The organism is Streptococcus mitis (assembly GCF_905187535.1).
In the GTDB taxonomy this organism is placed as follows: Bacteria; Bacillota; Bacilli; order Lactobacillales; family Streptococcaceae; genus Streptococcus; species Streptococcus mitis_BS.
In genome coordinates, this window is sequence record NZ_CAJJIE010000069.1 from 59,798 (window position 1) to 86,315 (window position 26,518).

At 41.6% G+C, this 26,518-nt stretch carries 30 protein-coding genes and 1 tRNA gene; 29 read left to right on the forward strand and 2 right to left on the reverse strand.

Annotation, left to right across the window (positions count from 1 at the left end; genetic code table 11):
• The first annotated feature begins 8 nt into the window (after positions 1 to 8).
• The 11 genes from JQ841_RS09285 to JQ841_RS09335 all read left to right on the forward strand — a co-directional run bounded on the left by JQ841_RS09285 (position 9) and on the right by JQ841_RS09335 (position 8,818).
• Positions 9 to 749: a TrmH family RNA methyltransferase gene (locus JQ841_RS09285; RefSeq protein WP_024057812.1), complete on the forward strand. Its 741-nt coding sequence runs from the start codon at positions 9 to 11 to the stop codon at positions 747 to 749.
• Positions 750 to 803: 54 nt separating this feature from the next.
• Positions 804 to 1,487, forward strand: coding sequence for a Bax inhibitor-1/YccA family protein (locus tag JQ841_RS09290; RefSeq protein WP_203180739.1), 684 nt, complete (start codon positions 804 to 806; stop codon positions 1,485 to 1,487).
• 111 nt (positions 1,488 to 1,598) lie between these two features.
• Complete coding sequence (gene asnA, locus JQ841_RS09295) at positions 1,599 to 2,591, forward strand: aspartate--ammonia ligase (RefSeq protein WP_203180740.1); 993 nt, start codon at positions 1,599 to 1,601, stop codon at positions 2,589 to 2,591.
• Between the two features lie 64 nt (positions 2,592 to 2,655).
• Complete coding sequence (gene rsmD / locus JQ841_RS09300; protein WP_203180741.1) at positions 2,656 to 3,195, forward strand: 16S rRNA (guanine(966)-N(2))-methyltransferase RsmD; 540 nt, start codon at positions 2,656 to 2,658, stop codon at positions 3,193 to 3,195.
• Complete coding sequence (gene coaD / locus JQ841_RS09305) at positions 3,185 to 3,673, forward strand: pantetheine-phosphate adenylyltransferase (protein WP_203180742.1); 489 nt, start codon at positions 3,185 to 3,187, stop codon at positions 3,671 to 3,673. Before rsmD ends, coaD begins: the two co-directional genes overlap by 11 nt.
• The gene (locus tag JQ841_RS09310) at positions 3,657 to 4,694 is read left to right on the forward strand and encodes a SepM family pheromone-processing serine protease (protein WP_203180743.1); all 1,038 of its coding nucleotides are present in this window, start codon (positions 3,657 to 3,659) and stop codon (positions 4,692 to 4,694) included. The genes coaD and JQ841_RS09310 overlap by 17 nt, the downstream gene beginning before the upstream one ends.
• Positions 4,695 to 4,751: 57 nt before the next feature.
• On the forward strand, positions 4,752 to 4,982 hold the full coding sequence (locus JQ841_RS09315) for a DUF1146 family protein (RefSeq protein ID WP_000250389.1): 231 nt from the start codon (positions 4,752 to 4,754) through the stop codon (positions 4,980 to 4,982).
• Between the two features lie 23 nt (positions 4,983 to 5,005).
• A complete protein-coding gene (gene murA / locus JQ841_RS09320; protein WP_203180744.1) occupies positions 5,006 to 6,289 on the forward strand; it encodes a UDP-N-acetylglucosamine 1-carboxyvinyltransferase in 1,284 nt (427 codons plus the stop codon).
• Positions 6,282 to 6,470, forward strand: a complete 189-nt coding sequence (locus tag JQ841_RS09325) for a DNA-directed RNA polymerase subunit beta (RefSeq protein ID WP_025171934.1) — start codon at positions 6,282 to 6,284, stop codon at positions 6,468 to 6,470. The genes murA and JQ841_RS09325 overlap by 8 nt, the downstream gene beginning before the upstream one ends.
• 38 nt (positions 6,471 to 6,508) lie before the next feature.
• Positions 6,509 to 7,333, forward strand: a complete 825-nt coding sequence (gene endA, locus JQ841_RS09330) for a DNA-entry nuclease EndA (protein ID WP_203180745.1) — start codon at positions 6,509 to 6,511, stop codon at positions 7,331 to 7,333.
• Between the two features lie 153 nt (positions 7,334 to 7,486).
• Positions 7,487 to 8,818, forward strand: coding sequence for a hemolysin family protein (locus JQ841_RS09335; protein WP_203180746.1), 1,332 nt, complete (start codon positions 7,487 to 7,489; stop codon positions 8,816 to 8,818).
• A 193-nt stretch (positions 8,819 to 9,011) separates the two neighbouring features.
• Here JQ841_RS09335 and JQ841_RS09340 read toward each other — a convergent pair.
• A tRNA-Cys gene (locus JQ841_RS09340) sits at positions 9,012 to 9,082 on the reverse strand.
• Between the two features lie 161 nt (positions 9,083 to 9,243).
• On the opposite strand from JQ841_RS09340, the gene JQ841_RS09345 reads away from it, so the two are divergent.
• The 18 genes from JQ841_RS09345 (at position 9,244) to yidD (ending at position 25,379) form a co-directional block, all read left to right on the forward strand.
• Positions 9,244 to 11,232 carry a peptide ABC transporter substrate-binding protein gene (locus JQ841_RS09345; protein ID WP_203180747.1) on the forward strand — a complete coding sequence of 663 codons (1,989 nt, stop codon included), beginning with the start codon at positions 9,244 to 9,246 and terminating at the stop codon, positions 11,230 to 11,232.
• A gap of 66 nt (positions 11,233 to 11,298) precedes the next feature.
• A complete protein-coding gene (locus JQ841_RS09350; RefSeq protein WP_020902008.1) occupies positions 11,299 to 12,795 on the forward strand; it encodes an ABC transporter permease in 1,497 nt (498 codons plus the stop codon).
• Positions 12,795 to 13,721: an oligopeptide ABC transporter permease OppC gene (oppC, locus tag JQ841_RS09355; RefSeq protein ID WP_004255894.1), complete on the forward strand. Its 927-nt coding sequence runs from the start codon at positions 12,795 to 12,797 to the stop codon at positions 13,719 to 13,721. The genes JQ841_RS09350 and oppC overlap by 1 nt, the downstream gene beginning before the upstream one ends.
• Before the next feature lie 8 nt (positions 13,722 to 13,729).
• Positions 13,730 to 14,797: an ABC transporter ATP-binding protein gene (locus JQ841_RS09360; protein ID WP_000159550.1), complete on the forward strand. Its 1,068-nt coding sequence runs from the start codon at positions 13,730 to 13,732 to the stop codon at positions 14,795 to 14,797.
• Positions 14,798 to 14,807: 10 nt separating this feature from the next.
• The gene (locus JQ841_RS09365) at positions 14,808 to 15,734 is read left to right on the forward strand and encodes an ATP-binding cassette domain-containing protein (RefSeq protein WP_001291284.1); all 927 of its coding nucleotides are present in this window, start codon (positions 14,808 to 14,810) and stop codon (positions 15,732 to 15,734) included.
• 454 nt (positions 15,735 to 16,188) lie between these two features.
• Positions 16,189 to 17,166 (forward strand): ABC transporter substrate-binding protein, encoded by a 978-nt coding sequence (locus JQ841_RS09370; RefSeq protein WP_024057377.1) that lies wholly within the window; start codon positions 16,189 to 16,191, stop codon positions 17,164 to 17,166.
• 11 nt (positions 17,167 to 17,177) lie between these two features.
• Positions 17,178 to 18,071, forward strand: a complete 894-nt coding sequence (locus JQ841_RS09375) for an ABC transporter permease (protein ID WP_000011439.1) — start codon at positions 17,178 to 17,180, stop codon at positions 18,069 to 18,071.
• Positions 18,072 to 18,083: 12 nt separating this feature from the next.
• Positions 18,084 to 18,887: an ABC transporter ATP-binding protein gene (locus JQ841_RS09380; protein WP_024057379.1), complete on the forward strand. Its 804-nt coding sequence runs from the start codon at positions 18,084 to 18,086 to the stop codon at positions 18,885 to 18,887.
• A 325-nt stretch (positions 18,888 to 19,212) separates the two neighbouring features.
• Positions 19,213 to 19,461, forward strand: coding sequence for a YneF family protein (locus JQ841_RS09385; protein WP_000364990.1), 249 nt, complete (start codon positions 19,213 to 19,215; stop codon positions 19,459 to 19,461).
• A 202-nt stretch (positions 19,462 to 19,663) separates the two neighbouring features.
• Complete coding sequence (gene racE, locus JQ841_RS09390; RefSeq protein WP_033684754.1) at positions 19,664 to 20,458, forward strand: glutamate racemase; 795 nt, start codon at positions 19,664 to 19,666, stop codon at positions 20,456 to 20,458.
• Positions 20,455 to 21,426, forward strand: a complete 972-nt coding sequence (locus JQ841_RS09395) for a nucleoside-triphosphate diphosphatase (RefSeq protein ID WP_000182403.1) — start codon at positions 20,455 to 20,457, stop codon at positions 21,424 to 21,426. The genes racE and JQ841_RS09395 overlap by 4 nt, the downstream gene beginning before the upstream one ends.
• Positions 21,402 to 21,923 (forward strand): metallophosphoesterase, encoded by a 522-nt coding sequence (locus tag JQ841_RS09400; protein WP_001118952.1) that lies wholly within the window; start codon positions 21,402 to 21,404, stop codon positions 21,921 to 21,923. The genes JQ841_RS09395 and JQ841_RS09400 overlap by 25 nt, the downstream gene beginning before the upstream one ends.
• Complete coding sequence (gene cbpB / locus JQ841_RS09405; protein WP_000560720.1) at positions 21,920 to 22,381, forward strand: cyclic-di-AMP-binding protein CbpB; 462 nt, start codon at positions 21,920 to 21,922, stop codon at positions 22,379 to 22,381. The genes JQ841_RS09400 and cbpB overlap by 4 nt, the downstream gene beginning before the upstream one ends.
• On the forward strand, positions 22,378 to 23,112 hold the full coding sequence (gene xerD / locus JQ841_RS09410) for a site-specific tyrosine recombinase XerD (protein ID WP_282184717.1): 735 nt from the start codon (positions 22,378 to 22,380) through the stop codon (positions 23,110 to 23,112). The genes cbpB and xerD overlap by 4 nt, the downstream gene beginning before the upstream one ends.
• Entirely contained in the window at positions 23,112 to 23,840 is a 729-nt protein-coding gene (locus JQ841_RS09415) for a segregation/condensation protein A (RefSeq protein WP_024057382.1), read from the forward strand. The genes xerD and JQ841_RS09415 overlap by 1 nt, the downstream gene beginning before the upstream one ends.
• Before the next feature lie 18 nt (positions 23,841 to 23,858).
• The gene (gene scpB / locus JQ841_RS09420) at positions 23,859 to 24,428 is read left to right on the forward strand and encodes an SMC-Scp complex subunit ScpB (RefSeq protein WP_024057383.1); all 570 of its coding nucleotides are present in this window, start codon (positions 23,859 to 23,861) and stop codon (positions 24,426 to 24,428) included.
• Positions 24,415 to 25,137 carry a pseudouridine synthase gene (locus JQ841_RS09425; RefSeq protein ID WP_001222228.1) on the forward strand — a complete coding sequence of 241 codons (723 nt, stop codon included), beginning with the start codon at positions 24,415 to 24,417 and terminating at the stop codon, positions 25,135 to 25,137. The genes scpB and JQ841_RS09425 overlap by 14 nt, the downstream gene beginning before the upstream one ends.
• Complete coding sequence (gene yidD, locus JQ841_RS09430; protein ID WP_000821624.1) at positions 25,137 to 25,379, forward strand: membrane protein insertion efficiency factor YidD; 243 nt, start codon at positions 25,137 to 25,139, stop codon at positions 25,377 to 25,379. The genes JQ841_RS09425 and yidD overlap by 1 nt, the downstream gene beginning before the upstream one ends.
• Before the next feature lie 110 nt (positions 25,380 to 25,489).
• On the opposite strand, the gene JQ841_RS09435 is transcribed toward yidD, so the two are convergent.
• Positions 25,490 to 26,455 carry a siderophore ABC transporter substrate-binding protein gene (locus tag JQ841_RS09435; RefSeq protein ID WP_024057385.1) on the reverse strand — a complete coding sequence of 322 codons (966 nt, stop codon included), beginning with the start codon at positions 26,453 to 26,455 and terminating at the stop codon, positions 25,490 to 25,492.
• Between the last annotated feature and the right edge of the window lie 63 nt (positions 26,456 to 26,518).

Genomic DNA, 26,518 nt, shown 5'->3' on the forward strand with positions numbered 1-26,518 from the left:
ATATTTCTATGACTATTATAACCTCAAAAGCCAATTCTGTGGTAAAAAATGCCAAGAAATTACATCAAAAAAAATATCGAAAGTCTGCTTATTTGATCGAGGGCTGGCACTTATTCGAAGAAGCTGTTCAAGCTGGAGTGACGATTGAGAAGATTTTTGCCCTAGAAAGTTACCGAGATCAGCTAGCGACTTTTCCTCAAACTATCTGGGTTTCAGAGGAGATTTTGCTGGATTTGGCAGATACGCAAACTCCTCAAGGGATTGTTGCAGTGATTCAAAAAGAAGAAGTGGGACTGCCTGAACTCCATCAGGGCAAGTTTCTATTTTTAGAGGATGTTCAAGATCCTGGTAATGTGGGGACCATGATTCGGACGGCGGATGCTGCAGGTTTTACAGGGGTCATTGTTTCAGAAAAGTCAGCAGATATCTACAGTCTCAAGACCCTGCGTTCCATGCAAGGAAGTCATTTTCACTTGCCCATCTATCGTATGCCTCTTGCCAGCTTTGTAGAAGAGGCAAAGAAGAGCAATTTACCCATTCTGGCAACGACCTTATCGAGAGAGTCAAAGGATTATCGTGAGCTTTCTTCACTAGAGAACTTTGTTTTAGTCATGGGAAATGAAGGACAAGGAATTAGTTCTGTCATGGCTGAGAGTGCTGATCAGCTGGTTCATATAGGCATGAAAGGTCAAGCAGAGAGTCTCAACGTGGCAGTTGCAGCAGGCATATTGATGTTTTATTTCAGCTAATTTATAAAATCTTTGTTATAATCAAGACATATTTATAGAAAAAGGAGAATCAGAATGAATCAAACGATTATTCAAGAACGTTCAGGTCTCAATCAATTTTATGCTAAGGTATATGCCTTTGTGGGACTTGGGATTGGTCTATCGGCTCTCGTGTCAGCTTTGATGTTGACAGTCTTTCAGGCTCAATTGGTCTACTTTTTAATGCATGGCCGTCTCTGGTTGATGATTGCAACTTTTGCAGAACTTGCTCTAGTCTTTGTTGCAAGTAGTATGGCTGCCAAAAATAGCCCAGCGGCTCTTCCAGTATTTTTACTTTACTCTGTTTTAAACGGCTTTACTCTTAGTTTTGTGGTGGCCTTCTATACTCCGGGTACAGTTTTATCTGCCTTTGTATCCAGCGCCCTTCTCTTCTTTGTCATGGCGGCAGTTGGTATGTTCACTAAGAAAGACTTGAGTGGCCTTGGTCGGGCGATGATGGCGGCTCTTATCGGTTTGCTGATTGCTATGGTAGTCAATATTTTCTTGGCTAGTGGTTTCTTTGATTATATGATTAGTGTAGCCATGGTCTTGGTCTTCTCTGGGCTGATTGCTTGGGACAACCAAAGAATTCGCTATGCCTATGAGCAATCACAAGGCCGTGTAGCGACAGGTTGGGTTGTGTCAATGGCTCTCAGTATCTATCTTGATTTTATCAATCTCTTCCTAAGTATTTTACGTATCTTCGGTCGAAATGACTAAAAGGTTCATGACATCAGTGTTCGAAGGAGCACTGATTTTTTTATATTTGGTCTTTTCTTTTCTTGGAAATAGGTGTATAATGCTTTTAATTAATTTTTTGAGGAGTAGTTTATGAAGAAAAGTTTTATTCATCAACAAGAAGAGATTTCCTTTGTCAAAAACACTTTTACCCAGTATTTGAAAGATAAGTTAGAAGTTGTCGAAGTTCAAGGTCCTATCTTGAGCAGGGTCGGCGACGGGATGCAGGATAATTTATCAGGTGTGGAGAATGCCGTATCGGTCAAGGTTCTCCAAATACCTGATGCTACTTATGAAGTGGTGCACTCACTTGCCAAATGGAAACGCCATACTTTGGCCCGTTTTGGTTTCGGTGAGGGAGAAGGCCTTTTTGTCCACATGAAGGCCCTTCGTCCAGACGAAGATTCGCTGGATGCGACCCACTCTGTTTATGTTGACCAGTGGGACTGGGAGAAAGTTATCCCAAATGGTAAACGTAATATCGCTTATCTAAAAGAAACAGTTGAGAAGATTTACAAGGCTATTCGTCTTACTGAGCTAGCTGTTGAAGCCCACTATGACATCGAATCAATCTTGCCAAAACAAATCACTTTTATCCACACAGAAGAGTTGGTAGAACGCTACCCAGATTTGACACCAAAAGAGCGTGAAAATGCTATTTGTAAAGAATTTGGAGCAGTATTCTTGATCGGTATCGGTGGTGAATTACCAGACGGTAAACCGCACGATGGACGTGCACCAGACTACGATGACTGGACAAGTGAGTCTGAAAATGGCTACAAGGGTCTAAATGGTGATATTCTTGTCTGGAATGAGTCTCTGGGCGGAGCCTTTGAGTTGTCTTCTATGGGAATCCGTGTAGATGAAGAAACGCTTCGCCGTCAGGTTGCCATCACAGGTGATGAAGACCGTTTAGAATTGGAATGGCACAAGGCTTTGTTGAACGGCCTATTCCCATTGACAATCGGTGGGGGAATTGGACAATCTCGGATGGCCATGTTCCTACTTCGCAAGAAACATATCGGAGAAGTGCAAACAAGTGTTTGGCCTCAAGAAGTCCGCGATACTTACGAAAATATTTTGTAGAGAATCGAACCGTAAGGTTCGGTTTTCTTTCTCTTTTCGCCCATAATTTGGTATAATAAACGGTATGAAAATCGTATCAGGAATCTATGGGGGACGTCCCCTAAAGACACTAGAAGGAAAGACGACAAGACCTACTTCGGATAAGGTTAGGGGAGCCATTTTTAACATGATTGGTCCCTACTTTGAAGGGGGACGAGTCTTGGACCTTTATGCAGGTAGTGGTGGTTTATCTATCGAGGCAGTATCGCGTGGTATGTCCAGTGCTGTTTTAGTGGAGCGAGACCGTAAAGCTCAGACCATCGTGGCTGAAAATATTCAGATGACCAAGGAAGTTGGAAAATTTGAGCTCCTCAAGATGGATGCAGAAAGGGCATTGGAACAGGTATCTGGGGAATTTGACCTCATTTTCTTAGACCCTCCTTATGCCAAGGAACAAATCGTAGCAGATATTGAAAAAATGGATGAGAAAGAGCTTTTTTCTGAAGATGTCATGGTCGTGTGTGAGACGGATAAGGCCGTCGAACTTCCAGAAGAAATTGCCTGCCTGGGTATCTGGAAGGAAAAAATTTATGGAATTAGTAAGGTGACAGTTTATGTCAGATAAGATTGGCTTATTCACAGGCTCATTTGATCCGATGACAAATGGGCATCTGGATATGATTGAACGGGCGAGCAGACTCTTTGATAAGCTCTATGTCGGTATTTTTTTTAATCCCCACAAACAAGGATTTCTCCCTCTTGAAAATCGTAAACGGGGGTTAGAAAAGGCTGTGAAACATTTGGGAAATGTTAAAGTTGTGTCTTCTCATGATGAATTGGTGGTTGATGTTGCAAAAAGACTGGGGGCTACTTTCCTAGTGCGAGGCTTGAGAAATGCGTCGGATTTGCAATATGAAGCCAGTTTTGATTACTACAACCATCAGCTGTCTCCTGATATAGAGACCATATATTTACATAGTCGACCTGAACATCTCTATCTCAGTTCATCAGGCGTTAGAGAGCTTTTGAAATTTAGTCAGGATATTGCTTGCTATGTTCCTGATAGTATTTTGGAGGAAATAAGAAATGAAAAAAAAGATTAGATGGCCCTTATATGTCATTGCGGCCTTAATTGTGACTTTCTTGGCATTTGTAGTGCCCTTGCCCTATTATATAGAGGTTCCAGGTGGTTCGGAAGATATTCGCCAAGTCCTTAAAGTCAATGACACAGAAGATAAGGAAGCTGGTGCCTATCAATTCGTTACGGTTGGTGTCCAGCGCGCTACTTTAGCCCATATGATTTATGCTTGGTTGACGCCTTTTACAGATATTCGTAGTGCCCAAGAGACTACAGGTGGTTCTTCCGATGTTGAATTTATGCGGATTAATCAATTCTACATGCAAACATCGCAAAATATGGCCAAATATCAAGGGCTAAAAACAGCTGGTAAAGATATCGAACTCAAATACCTTGGGGTTTATGTCTTGACTGTGACGGATAATTCGACCTTTAAAGGGATTCTTAACATCTCTGATACGGTCACAGCAGTCAATGATCAGACCTTTGATAGTTCCAAAGATTTGATTGATTATGTCAATTCTCAAAAACTAGGGGACTCCGTCAAGGTCACCTATGAAGAGGATGGGCAAACCAAGTCTGCAGAAGGTAAGATTATCACCTTGGAAAATGGCAAAAATGGAATTGGAATCGGTTTGATTGACCGTACAGAAGTGACCAGTGATGTTCCAATTCGCTTTTCAACAGCTGGTATTGGCGGTCCAAGTGCTGGCCTCATGTTTAGTCTGGCCATCTATACCCAAATAGCTGACCCTGGCCTTCGTAATGGCCGCATTGTTGCCGGTACAGGAACCATTGACCGCGATGGGAATGTGGGAGACATTGGAGGTATCGATAAGAAAGTTGTAGCTTCGGCTAGAGAAGGTGCTGCTATTTTCTTTGCCCCTGATAACCCTGTTAGCGAAGAAGAACAAAAAGCACATCCTGATGCGAAAAATAACTACCAAACAGCCCTGGAAGCAGCTAAAACAATCAAGACAGATATGAAAATAGTGCCAGTTAAAACCCTACAAGATGCAATTGATTACTTGAAAAACAATCCCTAGTTTTTAAGTGAAGTTTCCAAACTAGCGCACAAACAGAGAAGATGGTATAATAGTCAAATGGTTCAATTATTATTCACTCTAAGCAGTCACATGCTCTTTATTTATGTGAGTTTTTACCTTTTAAAGGATCTTGTTAGATGGGAAAAGGTTTTAAAAGTGACAGCTGAGAATACAAGAAAAGTCCGTTTATTGATAGCTCTTTTCAGTATTGTAATGGGCTACATCATGAGTTCATTCTTTATCAGCCTGTATCAGTTGTGGCAAGAAGTGCTTAGAGGATTATTATAAAATCAAGAGTAAAGGAAATAAGTATGGAAAAAATTGTGGTTCAAGGTGGCGATAATCGTCTGGTAGGAAGTGTTACGATCGAAGGAGCAAAGAATGCAGTCTTGCCCTTGTTGGCAGCGACTATTCTAGCAAGTGAAGGAAAGACCGTCTTGCAGAATGTTCCTATCTTGTCAGATGTGTTCACTATGAATCAGGTGGTTCGTGGTTTGAATGCCAAGGTGGATTTTAATGAAGAAGATCATCTTGTTGAGGTGGACGCGACTGGCGATATCACTGAGGAAGCTCCTTACAAGTATGTCAGCAAGATGCGTGCATCTATCGTTGTCTTGGGACCAATTCTTGCCCGTGTAGGTCATGCCAAGGTATCCATGCCAGGTGGTTGTACGATTGGTAGCCGCCCTATTGATCTGCATTTGAAAGGTCTAGAAGCTATGGGGGCTAAGATTAGTCAGACAGCTGGTTATATCGAAGCCAAGGCTGATCGCTTACATGGAGCTCATATCTACATGGACTTCCCAAGTGTTGGTGCTACTCAGAACTTGATGATGGCAGCGACTCTAGCTGATGGGGTGACAGTGATTGAAAATGCTGCGCGTGAGCCTGAGATTGTTGACCTAGCCATTCTCCTCAATGAAATGGGAGCCAAGGTCAAAGGTGCTGGTACAGAGACTATTACCATTACCGGTGTTGAGAAACTTCATGGTACGACTCACAATGTAGTCCAAGACCGTATCGAAGCTGGAACCTTTATGGTGGCTGCTGCTATGACTGGTGGTGATGTCTTGATTAAAGACGCTGTTTGGGAGCACAATCGTCCCTTGATTGCCAAATTGCTTGAAATGGGAGTGGAAGTGACAGAGGAGACTGAAGGGATTCGAGTTCGCTCTCAACTAGAAAATCTAAAAGCTGTTCATGTAAAAACCTTGCCCCACCCAGGATTTCCAACAGATATGCAGGCTCAATTTACAGCCTTGATGACCGTCGCAAAAGGTGAATCAACCATGGTGGAGACAGTTTTCGAAAATCGTTTCCAACATCTAGAAGAAATGCGTCGCATGGGCTTGCACTCTGAGATTATCCGTGATACGGCTCGTATTGTTGGTGGACAACCTTTGCAGGGAGCAGAAGTTCTTTCTACTGATCTTCGCGCTAGTGCAGCCTTGATTTTGACAGGTTTGGTAGCGCAGGGAGAAACAGTGGTCGGTAAATTGGTTCACTTGGATAGAGGTTATTACCGATTCCATGAGAAGTTGGCGCAGCTAGGTGCTAAGATTCAGCGAATTGAGGCAAGCGATGAAGATGAGTAAGAAATCAAGCTATGTAATCAAGCGTTTACTTTTAGTCATTTTGGTACTGTTTTTAGGTGCTCTAGCCCTAGGAATCGGTTTAATGGTCGGCTATGGAATCTTGGGCAAGGGTCAAGATCCATGGGCCATCCTGTCTCCGGCAAAATGGCAGGAATTAATTCATAAATTTACAGGAAATTAGGCTGGAGAACCAGTCTTTTTCTAGAGATAAGGAGAAAAATGGATAAAAAAACAAGACAGAAATTGATTGGACTACTAGTGTTATTACTCTTATCTGCGGGAAGCTATTATATCAAGCAGATGCAGTCGACACCTAATAGTCCTAAAACAAAGGTTAGTCAGAAAAAACAAGCTTCTGAAGCTCCTAGTCAAGAATTGGCAGAAAGTGTCTTAACAGACGCAGTCAAAAGCCAAATAAAAGGGAGTATTGAGTGGAATGGCTCAGGTGCTTTTATCGTCAATGGTAATAAAACAAATCTAGATGCCAAGGTTTCAAGTAAGCCCTACGCTGATAATAAAACAAAGACAGTGGGCAAGGAAACTGTGCCAACGGTAGCTAATGCCCTCTTGTCTAAGGCTACTCGCCAGTACAAAAATCGTGAAGAAACTGGCAATGGTTCGACTTCTTGGACTCCTCCAGGCTGGCATCAGGTTAAGAATCTAAAGGGCTCTTATACCCATGCCGTCGATAGAGGTCACTTGTTAGGTTATGCCTTAATCGGTGGCTTGGATGGTTTTGATGCCTCAACAAGCAATCCTAAAAACATTGCTGTTCAGACAGCCTGGGCAAATCAGGCACAGGCCGAGGATTCGACTGGTCAAAACTATTATGAAAGCTTGGTGCGTAAAGCCTTGGACCAAAACAAGCGTGTCCGTTATCGTGTAACCCTTTACTACGCTTCAAATGAGGACTTAGTTCCTTCAGCTTCACAGATTGAAGCCAAGTCTTCAGACGGGGAATTGGAATTTAATGTTCTAGTTCCCAATGTTCAAAAAGGACTTCAACTGGATTACCGAACTGGAGAAGTGACTGTTACTCAGTAAAAGATAAAATAAGCTCCTATGTCCCTTGTGGATGTAGGAGTTCTTTTTTTACTAGTTTCAGCAGGGCTACAATAGACACTGAAAAAAATAATATGTACTGGACTAGATTTTGTGATATAATAAAGGATAAGATACTATTTTAGGAGAAGAACTATGGAAGACCCAAGTAGTCAGAATTTGTTGCTACAATTTGTTTTATTGTTTATCTTGACGGTGTTAAATGCCTTTTTCTCAGCCACAGAAATGGCCATGGTGTCACTAAATCGTGCGCGGGTTGAACAAAAGGCAGAAGAAGGAGATAGACGCTATATCCGTCTGCTGAAGGTACTAGAAAATCCTAACCACTTTTTATCAACCATTCAAGTAGGGATTACCCTGATTACAATCTTATCAGGGGCGAGTTTGGCAGAAACTCTGGGACGAGAAATTGCATCTTGGCTTGGAAATGGCGAAACAGCTTATGCCGTAGCAAGTTTTCTATCTTTAGCATTTTTGACTTATATTTCCATCGTTTTTGGGGAATTATACCCTAAGAGAATCGCTCTTAATCTAAAAGATGCCTTGGCTATTCGTACAGCGCCGGTTATCATTGGGCTGGGGAAACTAGTTAGTCCCTTTGTTTGGCTCTTATCTGCATCTACCAATCTCTTGAGTCGCTTGACTCCTATGACCTTTGACGATGCTGACGAAAAAATGACCCGTGATGAAATTGAGTACATGTTGACAAATAGTGAAGAAACACTAGATGCTGACGAAATTGAGATGTTGCAGGGTATTTTTTCACTGGACGAATTAATGGCCAGAGAAGTCATGGTTCCTCGGACGGATGCCTTTATGGTGGATATTCAGGATGATAGTCAAACCATTATCCAGAGCATTTTAAAACAAAACTTTTCCCGTATCCCTGTCTATGATGGAGACAAGGATAACGTGATTGGAATCATTCACACCAAGAGTCTCCTTAATGCGGGCTTTGTGGATGGTTTTGACAATATTGTTTGGAAGAAAATCTTACAAGATCCACTTTTTGTTCCTGAAACTATTTTTGTGGATGACTTGTTAAAAGAACTGCGCAATACCCAAAGACAAATGGCAATCTTGCTGGATGAATACGGTGGGATGGCTGGTTTGGTGACCCTGGAAGACCTCTTAGAGGAAATCGTTGGGGAAATCGATGACGAAACAGATAAGGCTGAAATCGAAGTTCATAAAATTGGAGAAGATACTTATATTGTTCAAGGTACCATGAATCTCAATGATTTTAATGACTACTTTGATGTTGAACTGGAAAGTGATGACGTTGATACCATCGCTGGTTACTATTTGACAGGAGTGGGGACTATTCCAACGACTGAGAAACTCAGTTATGAATTAGTCAGCCAAAACAAACAGCTTATCCTAACCAATGATAAAGTGAAAAATGGACGTGTTACCAAGGTAAAAGTCCAAATTACCGAAGTTGAAATAGAAGAAGAAACAGAGTAAACTAGAGGCTTTTGTCACCAGGTGTGACGAAGCTTTTTTAGTTGATTTTAAAAAATTGTCTCCTAAAAAGAAGTCTGCCCCAAATCCGCCCCAAAGGTTTTTTAAAGTTATGCTTATTTATCCGAAGAAAATCAAAAAAGCCCTACAACGGGGGCTTTTTGTTTAAATGAAACCTGATAAAACAAGTTATAGAAGGCGGTAGACGGATTTGAACCGACGATCAAGCTTTTGCAGAGCCGTGCCTTACCACTTGGCTATACCGCCTTAACGTTTATTATTATACCTTGAAAATGATTTTCAGTCAATAGCTTTTTCAGATTTTTTGCGTCAATAAGCCTAAATATTCTGAAAATTCGTTTACTTTTCTTGAAATCTATGATATAATTGATGATAACCTATACTTTATTTATAAGAGGAGTAAATAAATGAAAAAAAGTCAAGTGCTTGCTGTAGCGGGAGCTACCTTATTAGCGTCAGGAGTTCTAGCTGCGTGTTCAAACACTAGTTCGAATAATGCTAAACTAGCAAAAGATTACCAATATGTTTATCAAACAGATCCAGAAACCTTGGATTATATCGTCAGCAATATCGATTCAACATCATTCGTCACAACAAATGCTGTAGATGGTTTGTTGGCTAATGATAAATATGGTAACTTGGTTCCTTCTATTGCTGAATCATGGACAGTTTCAAAAGATGGTTTGACTTATACCTATAAAATCCGTAAGGATGCTAAATGGGTTACAGCAGAGGGAGAAGAATACGCTCCTGTAACTGCTAAAGACTTCGTTACTGGTTTGAAACATGCCGTAGATGGAAAATCAAAAGGACTTTCAATCGTTAGCTCTTCTATTAAGGGATTAGAACCCTATATCAAGGGTGAAACAAGCGATTTTTCAACCGTTGGAGTAAAAGCACTTGATGATCAAACACTAGAATATACCTTGAACCAGCCAGAAACTTTCTGGAATGATAAGACCACTAGTGGTGTTTTGATGCCGGTTAATGAAGAATTCTTAACTTCAAAAGGTGAAGGTTTTGGTGCCCCAACCGATGCTAACTCTATTCTTTATAACGGTCCATTTGTCTTAAAATCTGTAACTCCAAAATCATCTATCGAGATGGCTAAAAATGATGCTTACTGGGACAAAGAAAATGTAAAAATTGAGAACGTTAAGTTCACTTTCTGGGATGGTAAGGACCAAGATGTGATTGCTAAAGGTTTTGCTGATGGTCAATATAGCAAGGCTCGTATCTTCCCTACAAGTTCTACATATGAAAAATATGCAGCTGACTTTAAAGATAACATTTACTTTAATGAACCAGGAGCGGGTGTTGCAACTGTCAGCTTGAATTATGGCCGTACAACCTATAACCACACTGCCAAAACAAGTGATGCTCAAAAGACATCTACTCAGAAAGCATTGCTAAACAAGGAATTCCGTCAAGCCTTGAACTTTGCTGTCGATCGCAATTCTTACTCAGCTCAAACAAATGGTACTGATGGAGCTGCAGTAGCCATCCGTAATACGTTTGCACCTTATAATCTTCAAGTTGGTAAGAAAACATTTGGTGAATTGGTACAAGATAGCTTGGCTAAGACAAATTCTTCTACTTGGTCAAACGTGTCTCTAGCAGATTCTCAAAATGGACTTTACAATGAAGAAAAAGCGAAAGAAGTCTTTGCTAAAGCAAAATCAAGCCTACAAGTTGAAGGTGTTGAATTCCCAATCCACTTGGATGCCTTGGTTATCCAAGAATCAACAGCGGTTGTAAACCGTGTTCAATCATTGAAACAATCAATTGAAAAAGTATTGGGTTCAGATAATGTTGTTGTAGACTTACAACAAATGACTCAAGCAGAAGCTTTACCAATTTCATTTAGCGCTCCAACAGCTAAAGAGCAAGACTGGGATATCCATACCTTGCTAGGATGGAACCCTGACTATCAAGATCCTTCTACTTTCTTGGATCAATTCGTCCTTAAGGGAGGAAGCACTCGTCTTTACCTTGGTATTGACCAAAACACAGATGCATCAGTAGTAAGCAAACTTGGTTTAGCTGACTATGGAAAATTACTTGATGACGCAAACAGCGAAAACCAAGATGTTCAAAAACGTTATGAAAAATACGCGGTGGCACAAGCTTGGTTGACTGACAATGCTTTGACAATTCCAGTAATGGCTTCTCCAAAAGAAACAGCCGTTTCATATGTTTCAAAAGTTCTACCATTTAGCTCTTCATATTCAGTAGCCGGCCTTAAAGGTGAAAATTCAGGATACTTGAAGTACACTGAAGTTGGTGAAAAAGCAATCACCAAAGAAGAGTATGAAAAAGCTCGTGAAAAATGGTTGAAAGAAAAGACTGAGTCAAACGAGAAAGCTCAAAAAGAATTGGCAAGTCATGTGAAGTAAATAATTTTCAATAGAACTTTCTCTCCATGAGGAGAAGGTTCTTTTGGGATTTTTAAAGGAAATGATATGAAAAAATATATTTTTATGCGTGTTTTGCGGTCATTGGTTTCTATCTTCTTAGTAACAACCTTGACTTACACGATTATCTATACAATGGTTCCTCGAAAATTGATTTTCAAACAGGATACCAACTATAACAAGATTGCGACAACTGCTGATAAACGTGATAACTATGAGAATACCGTTTATGAGCGTATGGGCTATATCGAGTACTACGATACCAAAGAGTTGCAAGAAAAAGCTAGCCAGATGGATGCTTCTGTAACAGTTGAAGCCAATGATACCAACAAGGCTATCTATGAAAAATACATCAAACAAATCGGTCATGGTTGGACCCTGGGAGAATTTACTGAAAGTGGCCAATTCTACGCTACACGTGAAATTCCAATTTTTGAACGTGTGTTTAAATTCTATGCAAACTTGCTTGATATCGACCACACAAACAAGATTCAGGACCCAGAAAATCCAAATTTGGAGCGTTATTTGCGTTTTGAAAATGATCCCGCTATCGGCTGGTCTCTGGTAGGTTCAGGGACTAAACACAAGTACCTCTTGTACTTCAATAGTCAGTTCCCATTTGTTCACCAAAACTTTGTGAACTTGAATTTGGGTGATTCATATCCAACTTATGCTAATACTCCTGTGCTTCAAGTTATCACACAAGGACAAGGTCAAACTAAGACATCAGAAGTGCAATTCCCAACTGGTAAGAAAACATCTTCAGTTAATATCTACTCAAGAACCTACAAATCGCCTAGTCAGGCTGATTCTCGTGAAGTAGCTAACTATGGGAAAGATGACCCATATACTGCAACTGAAAGCAACTACCAATATCCTTCTATGATTGCTAGCTCTGCAGTCGTTGGATTGATTGGTTTGGTGATTTCTTATGCGATTGCCGTGCCACTTGGTTCAGCTATGGCTCGCTTCAAGAATACTTGGATTGATAGCTTCTCAACAGGGTTTTTGACCTTCTTGATGGCCCTTCCAACCATTGCCTTGGTTTACATTGTTCGTTTGATTGGATCATCAATTGGTCTTCCAGATTCATTCCCTATCTTGGGTGCTGGAGATTGGCGTTCGTATGTTTTACCAGCAGTTATCCTTGGTTTATTGGGTGCTCCTGGTACAGCTATTTGGATTCGTCGTTACATGATTGACTTGCAATCACAGGACTTTGTTCGTTTTGCTCGTGCAAAAGGTTTGTCTGAAAAAGAAATTTCAAACAAACACATCTTTAAAAATGCCATGGTTCCGCTGGTTTCAGGAATTCCTGGTGCTGTTATCGGGGTTATCGGTGGTGCAACCCTTACTGAAACAGTCTTCGCTTTCCCAGGTATGGGTAAAATGTTGATTGACTCTGTAAAAGCATCTAATAACTCTATGGTCGTAGGTCTTGTCTTCATCTTTACATGTATTTCTATCTTCTCACTTCTTTTGGGAGATATTTGGATGACTATTATTGACCCACGTATTAAATTGACTGAGAAAGGAGGCAAATAATGTCTACAATCGATAAAGAAAAATTTCAGTTCGTAAAACGTGACGATTTTGCCTCTGAAGCCATTGATGCGCCAGCCTATTCATACTGGGGCTCAGTGTTTAGACAATTTATGAAGAAGAAATCAACTGTAGTCATGTTGGGAATCTTGGTAGCTATCATTTTGATGAGTTTCATCTACCCAATGTTTTCTAAGTTTGATTTCAATGATGTCAGCAAAGTAAACGACTTTAGTGCTCGTTATATCAAGCCAAATGCTGAGCATTGGTTCGGTACAGACAGTAACGGTAAATCTCTCTTTGACGGTGTCTGGTTCGGAGCTCGTAACTCTATCCTCATTTCTGTGATTGCGACAGTGATTAACTTGGTTATCGGTGTTTTTGTCGGTGGTATTTGGGGAATTTCAAAATCAGTTGACCGTGTGATGATGGAAGTTTATAATGTCATCTCAAACATCCCATCTCTTTTGATTGTCATTGTCTTGACTTACTCAATCGGAGCTGGATTCTGGAATCTGATTTTTGCTATGAGTGTGACTACTTGGATTGGTATTGCTTACTCAATTCGTATTCAGATCATGCGTTATCGTGACTTGGAGTATAACCTTGCTTCACGTACACTTGGAACACCAACCTTTAAGATTGTTGTAAAAAACATTATGCCACAATTGGTATCTGTTATCGTTACGACGACATCTCAAATGCTTCCAGCCTTTATCTCATACGAAGCTTTCCTTTCATTCTTTGGACTTGGATTGCCGATTACAGTTCCAAGTTTAGGTCGTTTGATTTCAGATTACTCTCAGAACGTAACGACAAATGCATACCTCTTCTGGATTCCATTGACAACTCTTGTCTTGGTATCCTTATCCCTTTTCGTAGTTGGTCAAAACTTAGCGGATGCTAGTGATCCACGTACACATAGATAGGAGTAGAAATGACAAAAGAAAAAAATGTAATTTTGACTGCTCGCGATATTGTCGTGGAATTTGACGTTCGTGACAAAGTATTGACAGCCATTCGCGGCGTTTCCCTTGAACTAGTTGAAGGAGAAGTATTAGCCTTGGTAGGTGAGTCAGGATCAGGAAAATCTGTTTTGACAAAGACTTTCACAGGTATGCTTGAAGAAAATGGTCGCATTGCCCAAGGTAGCATTGACTACCGTGGTCAAGATTTGACAGCTTTATCTTCTCACAAGGATTGGGAACAAATTCGTGGCGCTAAGATTGCGACTATCTTCCAAGATCCAATGACTAGTTTGGACCCAATTAAAACAATTGGTAGTCAGATTACAGAAGTTATTGTAAAACACCAAGGAAAAACAGCTAAAGAAGCGAAAGAATTGGCCATTGACTACATGAATAAGGTTGGGATTCCAGATGCAGATAGACGTTTTGATGAATACCCATTCCAATATTCTGGAGGAATGCGTCAACGTATCGTTATTGCGATTGCTCTTGCCTGCCGACCTGATGTCTTGATTTGTGATGAGCCAACGACTGCCTTGGATGTGACCATCCAAGCTCAGATTATTGATTTGTTGAAATCTTTACAAAACGAGTACCATTTCACAACAATCTTTATCACCCACGACCTTGGTGTGGTGGCAAGTATTGCAGATAAGGTAGCGGTTATGTATGCAGGAGAAATCGTTGAGTATGGAACTGTTGAGGAAGTCTTCTATGACCCTCGCCATCCATATACATGGAGTCTCTTGTCTAGCTTGCCTCAGCTTGCTGATGATAAAGGGGATCTTTACTCAATCCCAGGAACACCTCCGTCACTTTATACTGACCTGAAAGGGGATGCCTTTGCCTTGCGTTCTGACTATGCAATGCAAATTGACTTCGAACAAAAAGCTCCTCAATTCTCAGTATCAGAGACACATTGGGCTAAAACTTGGCTACTTCATGAGGATGCTCCAAAAGTAGAAAAACCAGCTGTGATTGCAAATCTCCATGATAAGATTCGTGAAAAAATGGGATTTGCCCATCTGGCTGACTAGGAGGAAGGAAATGTCTGAAAAATTAGTAGAAATCAAAGATTTAGAAATTTCCTTCGGTGAAGGAAGTAAGAAGTTTGTCGCAGTTAAAAATGCTAACTTCTTTATCAACAAGGGAGAAACTTTCTCGCTTGTAGGTGAGTCAGGTAGTGGGAAAACAACTATTGGTCGTGCCATCATCGGTCTTAATGATACAAGTAATGGGGATATCATTTTTGATGGTCAAAAGATTAATGGTAAGAAATCGCGTGAACAAGCTGCAGAATTGATTCGTCGTATCCAGATGATTTTTCAAGATCCTGCCGCAAGTTTGAATGAACGTGCGACTGTTGATTATATTATTTCTGAAGGTCTTTACAATCATCATCTGTTCAAGGATGAAGAAGAACGTAAAGAGAAAGTTAAAAATATTATCCGTGAAGTGGGGCTTCTTGCTGAGCACTTGACTCGTTACCCTCATGAATTCTCAGGTGGTCAACGTCAACGTATCGGTATTGCCCGTGCCTTGGTCATGCAACCAGACTTTGTTATTGCGGATGAGCCCATTTCAGCCTTGGACGTTTCTGTGCGTGCTCAAGTCTTGAACTTGCTCAAAAAATTCCAAAAAGAACTTGGTTTGACCTATCTCTTCATCGCCCATGACTTGTCTGTCGTTCGCTTTATTTCAGATCGTATCGCAGTTATTTACAAGGGTGTTATTGTAGAGGTTGCAGAAACAGAAGAATTGTTTAACAATCCAATTCATCCATATACTCAAGCCTTGCTTTCAGCGGTACCAATCCCAGATCCAATCTTGGAACGTAAGAAGGTCTTGAAGGTTTACGACCCAAGTCAACACGACTATGAGACTGATAAGCCATCTATGGTAGAAATCCGTCCAGGTCACTATGTTTGGGCTAACCAAGCCGAATTAGCGCGTTACCAACAAGGGTTAAACTAATAATGGTTTTATAATTTCCATATCAATTTTTATGGGAATTATAAACCTTTTTTTGTTGGACTGATTTGAAAAAATCTTTGAAAGTATCCTGAAAGAATTTTCGAAAAATTTTAAAAAATTCTGAAATATTCTTGACAGCTGATGAAAAAGGTGGTAAGATAGGAAACATCAAAAAAGAAAGCAGAAAAAGAAATGAATAAGAGACAAGCTGTAACGATGAATCAAAACTTTTACTTTAGCTACTTTAGATAGTGTTTGTAGACATGTCACCATGGATGCAAACAGTTCAAGCAATTTGTTTGTATCTATGTGGCTAAGATTTTTGATTGTGGTCCATATAGATGAATATCTAAATGGACTAGCTAAGTTGTAACTTGTTAGCTTATTTCAAGCATCCGTTTAGATATTATCTAGGCGGTTTTTTGTTTTATCTTTTCTGAGAAGGAGTTTCATTATGAAAGTTGTTCGAAAATTACTAGCCCCTCTCTTGGTAGTGGGGATTCTCTTGACCTCTCTGATTAGTTTGCATCAGTTGAAGGCAGATAAGAAAAAAGATGTGTTTCGTATCGGTATTTCGCAATTTATTACCCACCAGTCCTTAGACGCTACTAGAGAAGGGTTTGTGGATGAGCTTGCCAAGCAAGGCTATGCTGAAGGGAAAAATATCGAGATTGATTTGCAAAATGCACAGGGAGAACAACGAAACCTAAAAACGATTTCCCAGCAACTAGCAGAATCTAGTGATGTCGTTCTAGCTATCGCAACGCCTTCTGCTCAGAGCTTGGCTAATACAACACAAACGACACCGGTTATCTTTTCAGCTGTAACAGACCCTGTCAGTGCCAAGTTGGTAGAGTCAAGAGAGCATCCTGGGGGCAATGTAACTGGAACAAGTGATCAGTCATCAGATGCTATCTCAACCCAAATCAATTTGATAAAGAAAGTGTTGCCAAAAGCTAAAACAATTGGAATCCTCTATACTCAGAGCGAGCCAAACTCAGTTGTCCAAAAGGATGAAGCTAAGCGACTTCTGGAAGAAAAAGGCTTTACCGTTGTTGAAAAAACAATCTTGGACAGTAACAATGTCAAAGCGGCAGCAGAGAGTTTGATGGCAGAAGTGGATATGGTTTTTGTACCAACGGACAATATCATTTCGTCAACCATGGAAACAGTTAAGCAGGTTTCTATTAAACACAAGGTTCCAGTATTCGGTGGCTCAACGGAAATGATTGCGGTTGGTGGTTTGTATAACTACGGTACCAATTATGAAGAATTGGGACGGCAGACAGCCCGCATGTTGATTCGTGTCTTAAAAGGTGAGAAACCAGAAAATATAGCAGTTGAGTTGCCTGAAAAACTGGAATTGCATACCAATCAAGAAATGGCAGATGCACTAGGAATTGATATTAGTAAGTTGGAAAGCAAGGAATAGGGAGGTTTAAGATGAGTTTTGTATTATCTAGTTTATCAGAAGGTTTGTTGTGGTCGATTATGGCCATTGGAGTTTACTTGACTTTCCGTATTTTGGATATTGCGGATATGACTGCTGAAGGAGCCTTTCCTTTGGGGGCAGCTGTCGTTGTATCGCAGATACAGGCAGGGACAAATCCTTGGATTGCGACCTTACTTGCTTTGCTGGCAGGTATGGTAGCTGGTCTTGTATCAGGAATGCTCCACACCAAGATGAAAATCCCAGCTCTCTTGACAGGGATTGTGACCTTGACAGGGCTTTATTCAATCAATATTAAAATCATGGGCAGTGTGCCCAACCTTTCCTTGGGAGATTCTTCAACTGTCTTTAAACAATTGGCGAGCTTGGGGCTGACAAATGAAGAAGCTGTTTTCTCATTCAGTTTGGCCTGTCTCCTACTTGTTTGTTTGGTCTTGACTCTTTTGATGAAAACGGAGATTGGATTGGTCTTGCGTTCGACTGGGGACAATATTCCGATGAGTGAGGCTAATGGGGTCAATGTAGACACCATGAAGATTGTTGGGTACATGATTTCAAATGGTTTGATTGCCCTGTGTGGTTCCTTGTTCGCTCAAAATGATGGATTTTCAGACGTAACCTCTGGGACAGGAACCATCGTTGTTGGTTTGAGTGCAGTTATTATTGCAGAAGTTTTGATACACGACTTGACCATTGGAGGTCGCTTGTTATCTATCGGAATCGGTGCCATTGTTTACCGTTTGATTATTTTAAATATCTATGAAATTCCAAATCTAGATCAAAACCTGGTACGTCTCTTTAATGCAATCTTGCTAGCCTTAGTGTTATTTGCACCAGAACTGCAAAAGAGATTAAAGATTCGTGGTTTGAAACTGAGAAATGAATAGGAGGAGAAAGTTATGGCAAGTTTGTTAACACTTGAAAATATTCACAAAACCTTTGAAGCAGGGACGGTCAATGAGAACCATGTCCTCAAAGGATTAGACTTAGAGGTTGAAGAGGGAGATTTTATCTCTGTGATTGGTGGAAATGGAGCAGGGAAATCCACTTTGATGAATATCTTGGCTGGCAATCTATCGGTGGATGAAGGGGACCTTTTATTGGCAGGCAAATCCATTAAAAATCTTAGTGTAAGAAAGAGAGCCAAGGATATTGCCCGTGTTTTTCAAGATCCTAAGATGGGAACAGCTTCTCGTTTGACGATTGAGGAGAATATGGCTATTGCCTTGAGACGTGGGCAGAAGAGAGGGCTTGGTTGGGGCGTGAAGGAGAAGGAGAGAATCCAGTTCCAAGAGGCCTTGAAAGAGTTGAATATTGGCCTTGAAAATCGCTTGAAAGTGGATACCCAATACCTTTCAGGAGGACAAAGACAGGCCTTGACCCTAGTCATGGCAGCTCTGGTGAAACCTAAACTTTTGCTTTTGGATGAACACACTGCGGCGCTTGATCCGAAAACGAGTCAAATGGTGATGGACTTGACGCAAAAGATTGTGGAACACCATCAGTTGACGACTTTGATGATTACCCACGATATGAACCATGCGATTGAGTACGGCAATCGTATCATTATGCTCTATCAGGGTAAGATAGTGGTGGATGTCAAGGGAGAGGAGAAAAAGCATCTGACGGTTGAAAATCTCATGCATCTCTTCCAGAAAAATAGTGGTCAAAGTCTGGTCAGTGATGAATTGGTTTTGGGATAAAGAAAAAGGCTGAGATCTGGTGTCTCAGTCTTTTATTAGTATAAATGGATAGGCAGAAATATGAAATTAATACTCTTCGAAAATCTCTTCAAACCGTGTCAGCTCTATCTGCAACCTCAAAACAGTGTTTTGAGCAACCTGCGGCTAGCGTCCTAGTTTACTCTTTGATTTTCATTGAGTATAAACTCAGTAAGGAGCCCTCTTTTGCAGAAAAGCAGGGTTCTTTTTGCTATTTATTCCATCCCTGAAAGCGTAAAACAAACTAGTCAGGGTGGCTAGTTTGTGGTATAATGAAAGAGACTCAAAAAGAAACAGGAGAAAAATGATGGATTTACTTTTAGCAATTGTATTGATTGTGCTAGCTTTTCTAGGAGGAGCTCTTGGAGGAATGTACTTGGTTCGTAAGCAAATTGAAAAAGAATTCGCTGACAACCCACGTTTGAATGCTGAAGCAGTTCGTACTCTTTTGAGTGCAAATGGTCAAAAACCAAGCGAAGCTAAGGTACAACAAGTTTACCACCAAATCATCCGCCAACAAAAGGCAGCTCTTGCTAACAATAAAAAGAAAAAATAAATAAGGAAAAGTCTGGGATGAAAGTTCCAGACTTCTCACTATGTTGGTTATGGTTTAGGAATGAGACTTTTTCCTTGCATTCTATTGATATTTGATTATGATTAAGAGAGATAGTTGTTGATTAGGCTGTCATTATTCAGTTCATAAGGAACGGTAATCATAATGAACTATCAATCAGAAAAAAGACTAGAAAGAAGACTGTATGGATAATCGACCAATTGGTTTTTTGGATTCGGGTGTAGGGGGCTTGACCGTTGTGCGCGAGCTCATGCGCCAGCTTCCCCATGAAGAAATCGTCTATATTGGAGATTCGGCGCGGGCGCCCTATGGTCCCCGTCCTGCTGAGCAAATTCGTGAATATACTTGGCAGTTGGTCAACTTTCTCTTGACCAAGGATGTCAAAATGATTGTCATTGCTTGTAATACTGCGACTGCGGTCGTCTGGGAAGAAATTAAGGCTCAACTAGATATTCCTGTCTTGGGTGTGATTTTGCCAGGAGCTTCAGCAGCCATCAAGTCCAGCCAAGGTGGGAAAATCGGAGTCATTGGAACGCCTATGACGGTACAATCTGACATCTACCGACAGAAAATCAATGATCTGGATCCGGACTTACAGGTGGAGAGTTTGGCCTGTCCCAAGTTTGCTCCCTTGGTGGAGTCTGGGGCTCTGTCAACCAGTGTCACTAAGAAAGTAGTTTATGAAACCCTACGTCCCTTGGTTGGAAAGGTGGATAGCCTGATTTTGGGTTGTACCCATTATCCACTCCTCAGACCCATTATTCAAAATGTCATGGGACCCAAGGTTCAGCTCATCGATAGTGGGGCAGAGTGCGTACGGGATATCTCAGTCTTACTTAATTATTTTGAAATCAATCGTGGTCGCGATGCCGGACCACTCCATCACCGTTTTTACACAACAGCCAGCAGCCAAAGTTTTGCACAAATTGGTGAAGAATGGCTTGAAAAAGAGATTCATGTGGAGCATGTAGAATTATGACAAATAAAATTTATGAATACAAGGATGACCAGGACTGGTATGTCGGGTCCTATGCTATTTTTGGTGGCGTCCGGACGTTGACTGATGAAGACTTGGATTTCCCTCTGGTTGGATTGGCCAAAATCTTTCGAGACGAGGAACGAGGTTTCCCGATTTCAGTTGCTGTTTTACGCTATGGTTCTCGCTACCGTTTATTGTCTTTTGTGGTAGATATCCTCAACCAAGAAATGGGACGTAACTTGGAAGTCATTCAACGTCAAGGGGCCCTGCTCTTGGTTGAAAATGGGCAACTCTTGTATGTGGAATTGCCTAAAGAAGGGGTCAATGTTCACGACTTCTTTGAGACAAACAAGGTTAGAGAAACCTTGTTGATTGCGACTCGTAACGAGGGCAAGACCAAGGAATTTCGAGCTATCTTTGACAAGTTAGGATACGATGTGGAAAATCTTAATGACTATCCTGACTTACCTGAAGTAGCAGAAACAGGCATGACCTTCGAAGAAAACGCCCGCCTCAAGGCAGAAACTATTTCTCAATTAACGGGCAAGATGGTTTTGGCAGATGACTCAGGTCTCAAAGTCGATGTCCTTGGTGGCTTGCCAGGTGTCTGGTCAGCTCGTTTCGCAGGTGTGGGAGCTACTGACCGTGAAAACAATGCCAAACTCTTGCACGAATTGGCCATGGTCTTTGAACTCAAGGACCGCTCGGCTCAATTCCATACAACCCTAGTCGTGGCCAGTCCAAACAAGGAAAGCTTGGTTGTTGAAGCAGACTGGCCAGGCTACATTAACTTTGAACCTAAGGGTGAAAATGGATTTGGTTACGATCCTCTCTTCCTGGTAGGAGAGACAGGCAAGTCCTCAGCTGAATTAACCCTTGAAGAAAAAAATAGTCAATCTCACCGTGCCTTAGCCGTTAAGAAACTTTTGGAGGTATTTCCATCATGGCAAAGCAAACCATCATTGTAATGAGCGATTCTCATGGCGATAGCTTGATTGTGGAAGAAATCCGTGATCGCTATGTAGGCAAAGTTGATGCCGTTTTTCATAACGGCGATTCTGAACTGCGTCCTGATTCTCCCCTTTGGGAAGGCATCCGTGTTGTTAAAGGGAATATGGACTTCTATGCAGGTTACCCAGAACGTTTGGTGACTGAGCTTGGTTCGACCAAGATTATCCAAACACATGGTCACTTGTTTGACATTAATTTCAATTTTCAAAAGTTGGACTACTGGGCTCAGGAGGAAGAGGCCGATATCTGCCTCTATGGTCACTTGCATGTGCCAAGTGCTTGGATGGAAGGCAAGACTCTTTTTCTAAATCCAGGTTCCATCAGTCAACCACGTGGGACCATCAGAGAATGTCTCTATGCTCGTGTGGAGATTGATGACAGTTATTTCAAAGTGGACTTTTTGACACGAGACCATGAGGTGTATCCGGGCTTGTCCAAGGAGTTTAGCCGATGATTGCCAAGGAGTTTGAGACTTTCTTGTTGGGGCAAGAAGAAACTTTTTTGACTCCTGCTAAAAATCTAGCTGTGTTGATTGATACTCACAATGCGGATCATGCGACACTCTTGCTTAGTCAGATGACCTATACCCGTGTTCCTGTTGTGACAGATGAAAAACACTTTGTTGGAACTATTGGGCTCAGAGATATTATGGCTTATCAGATGGAGCATGATTTGAGTCAAGAAATCATGGCAGATACGGATATCGTTCATATGACGAGAACGGACGTAGCGGTCGTCTCGCCTGATTTTACCATTACGGAGGTCTTGCACAAGCTGGTAGATGAGTCCTTCTTGCCGGTTGTGGATGCGTCTGGTATTTTCCAAGGAATTATCACGCGCAAGTCCATCCTAAAGGCAGTCAATGCCCTCTTGCATGACTTTAGTAAGGAATATGAGATTCGATGCAAATGAGAGATAGGATTTCAGCCTTTTTAGAAGAAAAGCAAGGCTTGTCTGTCAATTCCAAGCAGTCCTATAAGTATGATTTAGAACAGTTTTTAGATTTGGTAGGCGAGCGGATTTCTGAGACCAGTCTCAAGATTTACCAAGCCCAGCTAACCAATCTAAAGATCAGCGCCCAGAAGCGAAAGATTTCGGCCTGTAACCAATTTCTCTACTTTCTCTATCAAAAAGGAGAAGTGGATAGCTTTTACCGCTTGGAATTAGCTAAACAAGCTGAAAAGAAGACCGAAAAGCCAGAATTGTTAGACCTAGACTCTTTTTGGCAGGAAAGCGACTATCCAGAGGGTCGCTTGCTAGCGCTCTTAATCCTAGAAATGGGCCTCTTGCCGAGTGAGATTTTAGCTCTCAAGGTTGCGGATATCAATCTGGACTTTCAGGTGTTGCGAATCAAGAAGGCTTCCCAACAGAGGATTGTCACCATTCCCACGACCTTGCTTTCAGAATTGGAACCCTTGATGGGGCAGACCTATCTCTTTGAAAGGGGAGGGAAAGCTTATTCCCGTCAGTGGGCCTTTCGTCAGTTAGAAGCTTTTGTCAAGGAGAAAGGTTTTCCAGCCTTATCAGCCCAAGCATTGCGGGAACAGTTCATTCTACGACAAATTGAAAACAAGGTCGATTTGTACGAAATTGCAAAAAAATTAGGATTAAAAACAGTCCTGACCTTAGAAAAATATAGATAATGGATATTAAATTAAAAGATTTTGAAGGGCCCCTGGACTTGCTCTTGCACCTTGTTTCTAAGTACCAGATGGATATCTACGATGTGCCCATTACGGAAGTCATCGAACAATATCTAGCCTATGTCTCAACCCTGCAGGCCATGCGTCTGGAAGTGACGGGAGAGTATATGGTCATGGCCAGTCAGCTCATGTTGATCAAGAGTCGCAAGCTCTTGCCAAAGATAGCAGAAGTGACAAATTTGGAAGATGACCTAGAGCAGGATCTTCTCTCCCAAATCGAAGAATACCGCAAATTCAAGCTCTTGGGTGAACACTTGGAAGCCAAGCACCAAGAACGGGCCCAGCACTATTCCAAAGCGCCGACAGAATTGATTTACGAAGATGCGGAGCTTGTGCATGACAAGACGACCATTGACCTCTTTTTGGCTTTTTCAAATATCCTAGCCAAGAAAAAAGAGGAGTTTGAACAGAATCATACGACTATCCTGCGGGATGAGTATAAGATTGAGGACATGATGGTTATCGTGAAAGAGTCCTTGGCTGGACGAGATCAATTGCGCTTGCAGGATTTGTTCAAGGAAGCCCAGAATGTCCAAGAGGTTATCACCCTCTTTTTGGCAACCCTAGAGTTAATCAAAACCCAGGAGCTGATTCTTGTGCAAGAGGAGAGTTTCGGAGATATCTATCTCATGGAAAAGAAGGAAGAAAGTCAAGTGGCCCAAAGCTAGACTTGATAGAGAGGAAAGATGAGTACTTTAGCAAAAATAGAAGCGCTCTTGTTTGTAGCGGGTGAAGATGGGATTAGAGTCCGCCAGTTAGCTGAACTCCTCTCTCTGCCACCGACAGGCATCCAACAGAGTTTAGAAAAATTAGCCCAGAAGTATGAAAAGGACCCAGATTCCAGTTTGGCTCTGATTGAGACAGGGGGAGCTTATAGATTGGTGACCAAGCCTCAATTTGTAGAGATTTTGAAGGAATACTCTAAGGCACCTATCAACCAGAGCTTGTCTCGGGCAGCTCTTGAGACCTTGTCCATCATTGCCTACAAACAGCCTATCACACGAATAGAAATTGATGCCATCCGTGGGGTCAACTCGAGTGGGGCCTTGGCAAAGTTGCAGGCTTTTGACCTGATAAAGGAAGACGGGAAAAAAGAAGTGTTGGGGCGCCCCAACCTCTATGTGACTACAGATTATTTCCTAGATTACATGGGGATAAACCATTTAGAAGAATTACCAGTGATTGATGAGCTTGAGATTCAAGCCCAAGAAAGCCAATTATTTGGTGAAAGGATAGAAGAAGATGAGAATCAATAAGTATATTGCCCACGCAGGTGTGGCCAGTAGGAGAAAAGCAGAAGAGCTGATCAAGCAAGGTTTGGTGACGGTCAACGGCCAGGTGGTACGTGAACTAGCAACGACCATCAAGTCTGGCGACAAGGTCGAAGTTGAAGGTCAACCTATCTACAACGAAGAAAAGGTCTACTATCTGCTTAACAAACCACGCGGTGTCATTTCTAGTGTGACAGATGACAAGGGCCGCAAGACGGTTGTCGACCTCTTGCCAAATGTGAAAGAGCGCATCTACCCTGTAGGTCGTTTGGACTGGGATACATCAGGAGTCTTGATTTTGACCAATGATGGGGATTTTACGGATGAGATGATTCACCCTCGTAATGAGATTGACAAGGTTTATGTCGCGCGTGTTAAAGGTGTGGCCAATAAGGATAATCTGCGCCCCTTGACCCGTGGACTTGAGATTGATGGAAAGAAAACCAAGCCGGCTGTCTATGAGATTCTCAAAGTGGATCCAGTCAAAAACCGCTCTGTGGTGCAGTTGACTATCCATGAAGGGCGTAACCATCAGGTTAAAAAGATGTTTGAAGCTGTCGGTCTCCAAGTGGACAAGTTGTCACGGACCCGTTTTGGACATCTAGACTTGACAGGACTCCGTCCAGGAGAATCCCGTCGTCTTAATAAAAAAGAAATCAGCCAACTACACACCATGGCTGTAACCAAGAAATAATGAAAAGAATTTTAATAGCGCCTGTGCGCTTTTACCAACGTTTTATCTCCCCAGCATTTCCACCCTCTTGTCGCTTTGAGCCTACCTGTTCAAACTATATGATTCAGGCTATTGAAAAACATGGCTTCAAGGGTGTCTTGATGGGCTTGGCTCGGATTTTACGTTGCCATCCCTGGTCGAAAACAGGTAAGGACCCCGTCCCAGACCATTTTTCCCTTAAACGGAATCAAGAAGAAAAATGAGGCTAGGTAAAAATATTTTAGTGAAATGATAAAAACGCATCCTATCAGGTTTGAGTGAGCTTGATAGGATGCGTTTTATCATGTAAAGATGTGATTGAGTTTAAAGTAGCTTATTTCAAGGCTTTTTGTGCGTCTTCAATCATAAGTTTGGTTGATTCAAGTCCGCCTCCGCTTAGATACCAGAGGTCTGGTGTTAGTTGGATAATCTTGCCATTTTTAGCAGCAGGAGTTTCAGCGATAAGGGCATTTTCTAGGACACCGTCGTTGCTAGAGTTGTCCCCACCGATGGCAAGGGTACGGTTGATGACAAAGAGGATGTCAGGATTGATTTCTTTGACACTTTCAAAGCTGACTTCTTGTCCGTGGCGAGAATCTTCAAATTGAGTATCAGTTGGCTTGAATTTCAAGGTTTGGTACAAGAAAGAGAAACGAGATTGGGCACCAAAGGCAGCCATTTTTCCTTCGTTGAGGAGGATGGCAAGGGCTTTTTTGTCAGAGCTTTCATTTTTAGTAGCGACTTCTTGGATGTTCTTGTCTAGCTTGGCCAATTCTTCCTTGGCTTTCTGTGTACCAGTTTCACCGAAGGCGCTTGCTAGGGATTCGATATTAGTCTTGGTAGAAGTCCAGTAGTCATCTTTGCCTGCTTGGAAGAGAACAGTCGGAGCGATTTCGTTGAACTTATCTACGAATTTTTGGGTACGTGGTGAAGCGATAATTAGGTCTGGTTCAAGAGCAGCAAGGGCTTCTAGGTCTGGCTCAACCATAGAACCAACATTTTTAACTTTTCCAGCTAGGTCTTTTAGATAAGTCGGAACAGTTTTTGTAGGCATTCCGACGATATTCTTTTCAAAACCTAAAGCGCGAATAGTATCCGCAGCACCGAGGTCAAAGGTCACAATCTTTTCAGGGACTTTTGAAAGTGTGACTACACCTAGTGAATTTTTAATGGTTACCTCTGTTGGAGCAGAGCTACTTGACTCCGTCTTACTAGTGCTTGAGTTTGTACTACATGCACCAAGTAGGAGCAAGAAGCTGGCTACTAGGGCAGTGAGGTAAAGTTTGAGGGATGTTTTCATGATTTCTCCTTTTTAAAATGTGATAACGATTTAGGGAGTCTCTAGGTTTTATTGACTAAGAGA

Coding starts and splice junctions, on each gene's coding strand:
- coaD (WP_203180742.1), top strand. CDS start 3,185: ATGTCAGATAAGATTGGCTTATTCACAGGCTCATTTGATCCGATGACA.
- xerD (WP_282184717.1), top strand. CDS start 22,378: ATGAGAGATAGGATTTCAGCCTTTTTAGAAGAAAAGCAAGGCTTGTCT.
- oppC (WP_004255894.1), top strand. CDS start 12,795: ATGTCTACAATCGATAAAGAAAAATTTCAGTTCGTAAAACGTGACGAT.
- JQ841_RS09335 (WP_203180746.1), top strand. CDS start 7,487: ATGGAAGACCCAAGTAGTCAGAATTTGTTGCTACAATTTGTTTTATTG.
- JQ841_RS09290 (WP_203180739.1), top strand. CDS start 804: ATGAATCAAACGATTATTCAAGAACGTTCAGGTCTCAATCAATTTTAT.
- rsmD (WP_203180741.1), top strand. CDS start 2,656: ATGAAAATCGTATCAGGAATCTATGGGGGACGTCCCCTAAAGACACTA.
- murA (WP_203180744.1), top strand. CDS start 5,006: ATGGAAAAAATTGTGGTTCAAGGTGGCGATAATCGTCTGGTAGGAAGT.
- JQ841_RS09350 (WP_020902008.1), top strand. CDS start 11,299: ATGAAAAAATATATTTTTATGCGTGTTTTGCGGTCATTGGTTTCTATC.
- JQ841_RS09345 (WP_203180747.1), top strand. CDS start 9,244: ATGAAAAAAAGTCAAGTGCTTGCTGTAGCGGGAGCTACCTTATTAGCG.
- JQ841_RS09400 (WP_001118952.1), top strand. CDS start 21,402: ATGGCAAAGCAAACCATCATTGTAATGAGCGATTCTCATGGCGATAGC.
- racE (WP_033684754.1), top strand. CDS start 19,664: ATGGATAATCGACCAATTGGTTTTTTGGATTCGGGTGTAGGGGGCTTG.
- JQ841_RS09360 (WP_000159550.1), top strand. CDS start 13,730: ATGACAAAAGAAAAAAATGTAATTTTGACTGCTCGCGATATTGTCGTG.
- JQ841_RS09435 (WP_024057385.1), bottom strand. CDS start 26,455: ATGAAAACATCCCTCAAACTTTACCTCACTGCCCTAGTAGCCAGCTTC.
- JQ841_RS09310 (WP_203180743.1), top strand. CDS start 3,657: ATGAAAAAAAAGATTAGATGGCCCTTATATGTCATTGCGGCCTTAATT.
- endA (WP_203180745.1), top strand. CDS start 6,509: ATGGATAAAAAAACAAGACAGAAATTGATTGGACTACTAGTGTTATTA.
- cbpB (WP_000560720.1), top strand. CDS start 21,920: ATGATTGCCAAGGAGTTTGAGACTTTCTTGTTGGGGCAAGAAGAAACT.
- JQ841_RS09425 (WP_001222228.1), top strand. CDS start 24,415: ATGAGAATCAATAAGTATATTGCCCACGCAGGTGTGGCCAGTAGGAGA.
- JQ841_RS09380 (WP_024057379.1), top strand. CDS start 18,084: ATGGCAAGTTTGTTAACACTTGAAAATATTCACAAAACCTTTGAAGCA.
- JQ841_RS09395 (WP_000182403.1), top strand. CDS start 20,455: ATGACAAATAAAATTTATGAATACAAGGATGACCAGGACTGGTATGTC.
- scpB (WP_024057383.1), top strand. CDS start 23,859: ATGAGTACTTTAGCAAAAATAGAAGCGCTCTTGTTTGTAGCGGGTGAA.
- JQ841_RS09285 (WP_024057812.1), top strand. CDS start 9: ATGACTATTATAACCTCAAAAGCCAATTCTGTGGTAAAAAATGCCAAG.
- JQ841_RS09315 (WP_000250389.1), top strand. CDS start 4,752: ATGGTTCAATTATTATTCACTCTAAGCAGTCACATGCTCTTTATTTAT.
- JQ841_RS09415 (WP_024057382.1), top strand. CDS start 23,112: ATGGATATTAAATTAAAAGATTTTGAAGGGCCCCTGGACTTGCTCTTG.
- asnA (WP_203180740.1), top strand. CDS start 1,599: ATGAAGAAAAGTTTTATTCATCAACAAGAAGAGATTTCCTTTGTCAAA.
- JQ841_RS09375 (WP_000011439.1), top strand. CDS start 17,178: ATGAGTTTTGTATTATCTAGTTTATCAGAAGGTTTGTTGTGGTCGATT.
- JQ841_RS09325 (WP_025171934.1), top strand. CDS start 6,282: ATGAGTAAGAAATCAAGCTATGTAATCAAGCGTTTACTTTTAGTCATT.
- JQ841_RS09385 (WP_000364990.1), top strand. CDS start 19,213: ATGGATTTACTTTTAGCAATTGTATTGATTGTGCTAGCTTTTCTAGGA.
- JQ841_RS09370 (WP_024057377.1), top strand. CDS start 16,189: ATGAAAGTTGTTCGAAAATTACTAGCCCCTCTCTTGGTAGTGGGGATT.
- yidD (WP_000821624.1), top strand. CDS start 25,137: ATGAAAAGAATTTTAATAGCGCCTGTGCGCTTTTACCAACGTTTTATC.
- JQ841_RS09365 (WP_001291284.1), top strand. CDS start 14,808: ATGTCTGAAAAATTAGTAGAAATCAAAGATTTAGAAATTTCCTTCGGT.